Raw genomic sequence first — 7326 nt, 5'->3', positions numbered from 1 at the left:
CGCAAACACCGGGCGGTGTCGCCGCCGATCGACAACCGGTGTCAGGACTCACCGATAAAGCCACTCGCCGTTCCACAGGTTTCTGAGGCAAGTGAACTGTGCGGAAACGGTCCAGCCGTGCGCTGCGAACATGCTTTGCGCGATGAGCCACACGGTGCGCGGCACACCCATGTCCGACATCGTCGTGGGACCGGCGACGCCATCGGCCCCGATGCCGTGGGCTCCCTGCCAGGTCTTGACGGCGGCGGCCGTTCCGGACCCGTAGAGGCCGTCGGCCGCGACCCCGGCCCGGCTCTGGACCGCGCGGACTTGCCGGTGCAGGGCCAGGTCGCTGCGCTCTCCGTAGGCTCCGTCCTCGTCGAGCCCGCTGTCGTACTGGAACGACTTGAGTGCGATGTGCGTCCGGGGGCCGTCCACGCCGTCGATCTGGGTGCTCGGCAGGTAGCCGAGGCCGGCGAGGTTGGTCTGCTCCCAGCGCACCGAGTCGACGGCGTGGGCGGCGGGGGAGAGGAAGGCGGCTGTCCCGAGCAGGGTCAGCGTGAGCAGCAGTACCGTCGACAGCGGTCTGCGCAGGACTGGTTGGGCTATCAACACGGGCTCCTTGAGAAGGTCTACGGTGCGTCGATCCCCGGGCCTTCGGCCACGCGCCAGCCGCGCAGTAGAGGCGAGGTGTGCAGCGCACGGCGGCAGATGGTGAGGGCGACCGCTCGCGCCGAGCGCGGTGAGTCGGCGAGGAGGTAGAGCACGATGTCCAGGTGGCCGGGGGCGGCCTGGACGTACACGTGCTCCAAGTGGTCCCCGACATCGGCGACGACCCAGAGCAGGTCGCCCAGAAGGTGATGGTCGACGACCTGGTGCCCTGCTTGCTGACTTGCCGTCAGATACAGCGGCACCATGGTGAGATGCATGCGTGGGTCAGTCCCAGATGAGCCCGAAGAAGCTGAAGAACATGATCGGCCCTCCCTGTTCCGTTGTGTGTCTGCGGAGTTCCATGGCGACACCGGAAGTCTTCAGCGCGAATACCGAGCCGGGAAGGTACGGCGGGTGACAGCAACCGCTCAGAGCGGTTGCTGTCACCCGCCCGGCATCCGGCAGACGGGCCACCCGGCTGGAGAACTGACGCGCGGAGCACTGGTGGTAGGAGGTCACCCCTGGCAGGATCACCGCTCGTCAGGGCGCGACCGTCGTGCGACTGCGGGGAGTGAGCAGAGTTGGGTCCTTCCCACGCGCTGCCGGAGCGATTGGGGTTGTCCGACGGCGGCTGCATCCCGGGCGCGCGCGACGCGATCTCCTGGCGGCTGCCCGCCGCGGCGTTGCGTGACCACGTGGTGTGCTATTCGGGCTTCCAGACCGAATTCGCCATGCCACGAAGGCGGTTGGAGTTGCCCATCGGTCTGATCACCTTGGTCTTCTCGTTTCAGGAGGGCCTCAGGCTGTCCGCCGCAGGGGCGGCCAGGACCGCGTACCGGGCCATGCTCACCGGACCGCGGGTCTTCCCGACCGTCGGCGAGCACTCCGGAGCGGTGTACGGCATCGAGGTCAACATGACGCTGACCGGCGCCTACCGCCTGTTCGGCATCCCCATGCGGCACTTCGAGAGCGCCTACCTCGATCTGGCGGACGTGTTCGGCGCCGACAGCGACCGGCTCACCGACCGGCTGCGGGACGCGCCTGGCTGGCCGGAGCGGTTCGATGTCCTGGACCGCGAGCTGACGGGCCGGCTCGACACGGCCCGTACCGTTGCGCCCGAGGTGGGCTGGGCGGTGTCCCGGCTGTGCACACAGCGGGGCGGCCCCCGGACGCTCGCCGCGATCACCCATGAGACCGGCTGGAGCCCGCGCCTGCTACGTGCCCGGTTCCAGGAGCAGGTGGGGCTGTCGCCCAAGGCCATGGCCCGCGTCGGCCGTTTGCAGCAGGCCTTGCGGATGCTCGCCGCCGGTGACAGTGGCGCCCAGACGGCCGTGCTGTGCGGATTCCACGACCAGGCCCACCTCAGCCGCGAGGTGAAGGCCATGACCGGCCTGACCCCGTCGGCCTTCGCCCGGGCGCGCGGCGGGCTGCCCCCGGGCTCACCCCTCGACCGGGTGCCGGGGAGGATGACCAGCGTGGTCCTCGACGGCTGAGCACATCCGCCGCCGCAAGCGCCGACGGCCTGGTGCGGGGCGCACTGATCCGGTATCCGTGTGCGGGCGGGGGGATTCCGGCACCGGATCCACTCCGCGTGCCGATTTCCACAAGACGCCCGTACCCCTCGCTTGCGAAGCTCGTACGGATCGTCGTGGGCCGGGGAGAGTGGATTCCGGTCCCCGTGCCGCCCGGCGCGTCGGCCGGCCGAGCGGCGCCCGAACAGGACACGCAGGCTACGAACAGGACACGAGGGGACCAGATGTTGTCGACGCTCGGACTCGACCCGACAGCGGAGGCCGTGTACCAGTTGATGGCCACACGCCCCGAGGGCTGGGGCGTGGAGCAGATCACCGAGCACCTGGGCCGGGATGGTGGCGAGGTGCGCGAGGCACTGGACCGGCTGGCCGAGGCCGAGTTGTTGCGCCAGTCGGTCGGCCGACCGGGGACCTGGCGGGCGGTGAGTCCCGAACTCGGAGTAAGACTCCTGCTGCGCCGACAGCAGGACGAACTCGACCGCAGGCAAAGGGAGATCACCGCCGCTCACGATGAGGTCGGCCGGATGATCTCCAGGTTGCGCGCGGGGGCGACCGCGGCGCCCGGCACCGACATCGAGCAGCTCGTGGGCATCGACGCGATCCAGTCCAGGCTCGACCTGATCGCCGCCCGGGCAGCAGAGGAAATCTGTACGTTCATGCCCGGCGGCGCCCAGTCACAGGCCGCGCTCGACGCAGCCAAGCCCAATGACGCGCTGCTGCTCAGCCGCGGCGTGGCGATGCGCACCGTGTGCCTGGACGGCGTGCGCGGCAGCGCCCCCACCCTCGGCTATGCGCGCTGGCTGGCCGAGTCGGGTGGGGAAGTGCGGACCGTGCCGACACTGTCCCCGCGCATGATCGTGGTCGATCGGGAGTGCGCGCTGGTCCCGCTCGATCCGTCTGACACGCGGGCTGGGGCGGTGGTGCTGCGGGTGCCTGGTGTAGTCGCCGCGCTCATGACGCTGTTCGAGCGGGTCTGGGTGACCGCACTCCCCTTGGGATGCGCCGCGCCGCGCGAGGAGCGGACCGGCCTGACCCCACAGGAGCGGGCACTTCTCACGCTGCTCGGCCGTGGCATCACGGACGAGGCCGCGGCACGTCAACTCGGTGTCTCGCTCAGCACGGTACGCCGCGCGATGGCGGCCCTGATGGAGCGCCTCGGTGCCCGGAGCCGCTTCGAGGCAGGGCTGCGCGCCGCGCAGCGCGGCTGGTGCTGAGGTGCGGTCCGAGCAGGTCGCCGGTGGGAGGGCTGGGCCTCTGAAGCCGTAGTGGCACGGTTGCCCAGGGGGCCTCTCCGTACCGATCGAAGAATTGTGTCGGCATGGCGGGGAGCAGATCCGCAAGATCGACGGCAGGGGCTGGATCCATGGGCTCGGCGAGCTGGGGGAGCGTAGGTGTCGCGCCTACAGCCATACTTCCGACGGCGGTTGGGACGAGCGACTGACCCGGGTGGAGAAAGCCCCCCCCGCACCCCGGCCGAGCGCGCCGAACGCGAAGAGTTCCACGCCTGGCCCGCGCCGGGCGCCTGGCGCCGTGGTCATCGGGTGAACAGACGTCTAGGCAAGGGAGGTTGGACACGACGGCCGCTTGATCGCGAGTCGGGGTGATCGCTACGACAACGGCCTTTTACAGACTGGCCGTGGCGCTGTATGCATCACTCGTGAACTGCCCGTTCCCGCTGCTGTCGAAGTATCCAAGAATCGCGCCGGACTTCCATTGGCCGGCTTGATAGGGGGCGGTGACGGTCACATAGCACGATGTGCAGTTGTGCTTGGTCGCGTTGTTCTGGCTGACGTTGGACCCGTAGAAGTACAGGGCCGTCCCGAATGACAGTGTGGCAGCGTTGCTGTTGCAGTAGGCCCAGACCGTGGATGTCACACCGGCGGTGCCGTGGTACGGCTTGCCAGGGCTGACGGTGCAGGTGAGTACGGCCGCCGATGACACTGACCTGGTGACGGTCACCGTGCTTCCGCCCACCGTCATGGTCGCGCGGTCCTGGCCAGCCGGCACACTGATGGTGGCCGTGTGGGCGGAGCGCGAGGCAGTAGCCGGATTGGCCTGAGCGCCGGGGGAGTTGATGATCGCGACAGCGGTCATCGAGGCCACGCCGAACAGGCAGCCCAGTATCTTCGTGCGCATGCAACCTCGATCCGGAGAGGGAATCTGAGCACTGCGGTCAACTGCCGCAACGCGGCGTTTGATCAGCAGAGAACGGCCGAAGGCAGTGCGTGCCACCGCAGACGCCAGCCACAAGGGAAACGGCCCCAAGGGAAGGAGCGCACGATCTTCACGGCCCGGCCACGAGTCAGATTCTGCGGCATGGAGTCAGAGGCGTCCATGCCGTGTTGTGCGAATTCAGGCCAATCTGTTTCCGGAAATGCTTACAGTCCGACCATGGCGCCGGCTCATGCTGCCCTCGCGATGGGAGCCGCAGTGCTTGCGCCAACACTGCCGCCATTCGCAAGCAGCTCGACCTGGACCTGGCCGTCCTGATGCGAGGATCCCCAGGCGCTCAAGGCCCTTCGGCGACGGCGGAGGGGAGGCGTGCTTGTCTCCAGACGCGGCCCAGGCGAGATCGAGCGGACCGGGGAGGTCGTCGTGCTGAACCGCGCCGTGCGGGACGCCGGGGTCGTCATGGGCGGACACCAGGCGTCGCTCGAAGAGGCCTCCCACAGCGTGTTCCAAGCAGTTCGGCAGCGCCAAGGCCGTCGCCCAAGAGCTCGGGGTCACCGCCAACTCCGTCAACCGCTACGGGCGCGGCGCCAGCAAGCACGCTCGCGCCCGATGTCGCCGCGAGGATTGACGACACGGTCAAGGCCCGCTGGCAGCCCCGGTGCACAAGCGCCGCCAAAAGCAGGCCGCGGCCTCGGGCGGGATCACTGTGGAGACCCGGGCCCGGTTCGGGTACTCCGCCGCCGTCGGCACGACCGACGACGGCCGGTTCCGCAGGCTCACCGTGCCCCTCCCCCGACGTACGCGCAGCGCCTCTTCGACGGCCGCAACGCCGGCGCCAGCGACCAGCAGATACCCGGAATCATCGCCGAAGGGTTAAAGGACGTGTATTTCGAGGACGGCGGCGGCCACGCTACGGGACTGTCAGGCGTGGAAATCAACGACATCGACTACCTGGATCTCGACTACTAAATTCGGAGCCTTCCGTGGCGAGCATCAATTACTGTGTGAGCCGAAGTACGGCAGCTGTCACATAGGCAGTCTTGTTGTCACCTGCCAGGGGGTGGCGCCGGAAGGTTGTCCTCTCAAATCTAGACGGCCCCCAGCAGCGCCTCCGGCCCGGGACAGGCCGGGCCGGAGACGCGGTCACGACTTCCACGGGTAGAAGAGTTGCTCGCCAGACCCGGTCCCCAGCGCGATCGGACTACCCGTGAGTACGAAGCCGACCTCCGTGCTCGCTCCGGGATCGAGCACGGTGAAGCCCTCTGGTGGCTGTGGACGAAGAAGCCCGGGCCGGAGAATCACGTGAACGCTGACAGCTCTGAGCGGGGGTCAGCAGTGAGTGGGGTGCGGCCCGTCGAGGGTTCCGCCGTTGCTGTAGTCGTGCAGGGTGCCGTGTGTGCCGCAATAGTTGACCACCGCCTCCGCCAACCACTGATCGGGAGTGGCCGCATGGACGTCGATGGCGGAGGAGACATCCTTCTGTGTATCGGGCTTTGTCGTCGGCGTGCTCTGTTTGAAGCCTGCCGCTTGTGACGCCTGGACATAGACGGTCACGCTCGTACTGCCGTTGTGGGCCTGCTGCCAACTCCCGGCCCACTGCCAGTGGGCGATGACCAGGTGCGTGCAGGAGTCGTACTGCTGCTCCACTTCGCCGACGTACTGGTTGGAGATCCACATCTGGCCCGGGTCGCCGATGTCGATGGTGGAGCAACTCGCGGGTTGGGCAGCGGCGTGAGCCGTACCGGCGGCCGGGACAACTGCGGCCGCGGTGGCGGCGAGTGCTGCGGCTATGACATGCAGACGCATGGCTTCTCCTCATTCAGGGGTCAGCGATCAGTGCTTCGGTGAGTAGCGCACCAAATGGACTCCGAACGGAGGCCAGTGGTGACGAGGCCTCCTGACCGCCACTTGTGGTGTCCACCAGCCCTCTGAACAAACCCGGACGACCTGGCCGGGCCGGGACGCCTCGTTACGGGGTCGTTGTGCAAGACCAAGGCTAAGAGCGGCTGTCCTAGATCCGTCCTAGGTCCGTCCTTGCACACTCCGTTCACATGAGCCCATGTGACAAGTCGAATGATTTGGTGGGTGACAACGAAGGGTTTGAAAAGGTGTGTATTTCCAGGATGGTGGCGGTCGCGCCATGGGGCTGTCGGACGTGGAAATCAACGACTTTGGTTGCCTCGATCTGTACTACTGAAGAGGAGCGAAGAGTACGCCGTTGCGGCGGTAGGGACTGTCAGTGGCCGGTGGCAAGATCACCGGCATGAGGTCTGTTCGCACTGCTCGCCCCGGCCGGTCGAAATGACTGAGGTCTTCCCCGAGCTGGCTCGTTCGCACGGCCTGCTGTGCGGCTGCATCCGCGTCCGGGGTCGCCTTCGGTGGGGGACAGCTCGGTCGGCGGCCCGTTGCTGTGGCCGGCAGGGGAGCCCTGGCCGCACTGCGCAGAAGTGCACCTTCACGTGGATACCGGATTCCGCCAGTCACCCACCGAAGTCTGACTCGACCGGCGTTTGCAGGAACGTCGGAGCCCTGATGGCCCGGTGCCCACCCTCACTCCCGAGGAGGAGGTACTCCAGCGGCGCAATGCCGCGTGGCTCGCCGAGCGGCTTAGCGACGCCTTCCCGAGCCGGCCGGGTGCCCAGTCCCGATGTTGCCCGTGGCTCAGATGTTCCTGCGGGACATTCCCCTGCTACAGCCACCAGGACAAGCCGACCTACTCCAGGTTCTCTGGTGCCCGTATGAGCACGAACCGCATTACAAGCCATCCACCGCGCTGTTTTGGCGATCGGCAGCAGAGGTCACCGACATCCTCGCCACACCACCGGAACCGTATGAGGCGGACTATCCGGGGTGCGTACCAGAGCCCCTCGCAGCCGACACGGGTGGAGGTGGGCAGCACGGACAACATGCAGATCTACATCTGCCCGGACTCCCCTGAGCATCCGCACACCGACCTGATCCAATGACCTCTCGGGCCTGTAGCGCTCTTTCC

Annotated in this window: 8 protein-coding genes and 1 pseudogene; 4 read left to right on the top strand and 5 right to left on the bottom strand. The window is 67.6% G+C overall.

From position 1 onward, the window contains the following. Positions 1-48 precede the first annotated feature (48 nt). The 3 genes from CG740_RS39040 to CG740_RS39030 are packed head-to-tail and all read right to left on the bottom strand — an operon-like array spanning position 49 to position 1149. The gene (locus tag CG740_RS39040) at positions 49-591 is read right to left on the bottom strand and encodes a peptidoglycan-binding domain-containing protein (protein ID WP_159030565.1); all 543 of its coding nucleotides are present in this window, start codon (positions 589-591) and stop codon (positions 49-51) included. Positions 592-611: 20 nt separating this feature from the next. Next, complete coding sequence (locus CG740_RS39035) at positions 612-908, bottom strand: hypothetical protein (protein ID WP_100580072.1); 297 nt, start codon at positions 906-908, stop codon at positions 612-614. Positions 909-915: 7 nt separating this feature from the next. Then, entirely contained in the window at positions 916-1149 is a 234-nt protein-coding gene (locus CG740_RS39030; protein WP_159030564.1) for a hypothetical protein, read from the bottom strand. Positions 1150-1211: 62 nt separating this feature from the next. Here CG740_RS39030 and CG740_RS39025 point away from each other — a divergent pair, with 62 nt between their 5' ends. Next, positions 1212-2123 carry a helix-turn-helix transcriptional regulator gene (locus CG740_RS39025; protein ID WP_159030563.1) on the top strand — a complete coding sequence of 304 codons (912 nt, stop codon included), beginning with the start codon at positions 1212-1214 and terminating at the stop codon, positions 2121-2123. Between the two features lie 263 nt (positions 2124-2386). Then, positions 2387-3376, top strand: a complete 990-nt coding sequence (locus CG740_RS39020; RefSeq protein ID WP_100580069.1) for a helix-turn-helix transcriptional regulator — start codon at positions 2387-2389, stop codon at positions 3374-3376. 409 nt (positions 3377-3785) lie between these two features. Here CG740_RS39020 and CG740_RS39015 read toward each other — a convergent pair whose 3' ends face one another. Next, complete coding sequence (locus CG740_RS39015) at positions 3786-4298, bottom strand: hypothetical protein (RefSeq protein WP_100580068.1); 513 nt, start codon at positions 4296-4298, stop codon at positions 3786-3788. A 544-nt stretch (positions 4299-4842) separates the two neighbouring features. On the opposite strand from CG740_RS39015, the pseudogene tpg reads away from it, so the two are divergent. Then, positions 4843-5303 (top strand): annotated as a pseudogene (tpg, locus tag CG740_RS41435) (telomere-protecting terminal protein Tpg); the annotation flags it as partial. A 360-nt stretch (positions 5304-5663) separates the two neighbouring features. Here the strand turns inward: tpg and CG740_RS39005 are convergent. Further along, a complete protein-coding gene (locus tag CG740_RS39005) occupies positions 5664-6140 on the bottom strand; it encodes a hypothetical protein (RefSeq protein ID WP_100580067.1) in 477 nt (158 codons plus the stop codon). A gap of 1025 nt (positions 6141-7165) precedes the next feature. Between CG740_RS39005 and CG740_RS41710 the strand changes: the two genes are divergently transcribed. Then, positions 7166-7300: a hypothetical protein gene (locus CG740_RS41710; protein ID WP_267895450.1), complete on the top strand. Its 135-nt coding sequence runs from the start codon at positions 7166-7168 to the stop codon at positions 7298-7300. Positions 7301-7326: the final 26 nt, after the last annotated feature.

The organism is Streptomyces sp. CB01201, assembly GCF_002803085.1.
Classification (GTDB): Bacteria; Actinomycetota; Actinomycetes; order Streptomycetales; family Streptomycetaceae; genus Streptomyces; species Streptomyces hundungensis.
This window is presented reverse-complemented; position numbering and strand designations above follow the sequence as displayed.

Bases quoted from the DNA above. Each gene is read 5' to 3' on its own strand.
- CG740_RS39020 (WP_100580069.1), top strand. From the start codon at position 2,387: ATGTTGTCGACGCTCGGACTCGACCCGACAGCGGAGGCCGTGTACCAG.
- CG740_RS39015 (WP_100580068.1), bottom strand. From the start codon at position 4,298: ATGCGCACGAAGATACTGGGCTGCCTGTTCGGCGTGGCCTCGATGACC.
- CG740_RS39005 (WP_100580067.1), bottom strand. From the start codon at position 6,140: ATGCGTCTGCATGTCATAGCCGCAGCACTCGCCGCCACCGCGGCCGCA.
- CG740_RS39035 (WP_100580072.1), bottom strand. From the start codon at position 908: ATGCATCTCACCATGGTGCCGCTGTATCTGACGGCAAGTCAGCAAGCA.
- CG740_RS41710 (WP_267895450.1), top strand. From the start codon at position 7,166: ATGAGGCGGACTATCCGGGGTGCGTACCAGAGCCCCTCGCAGCCGACA.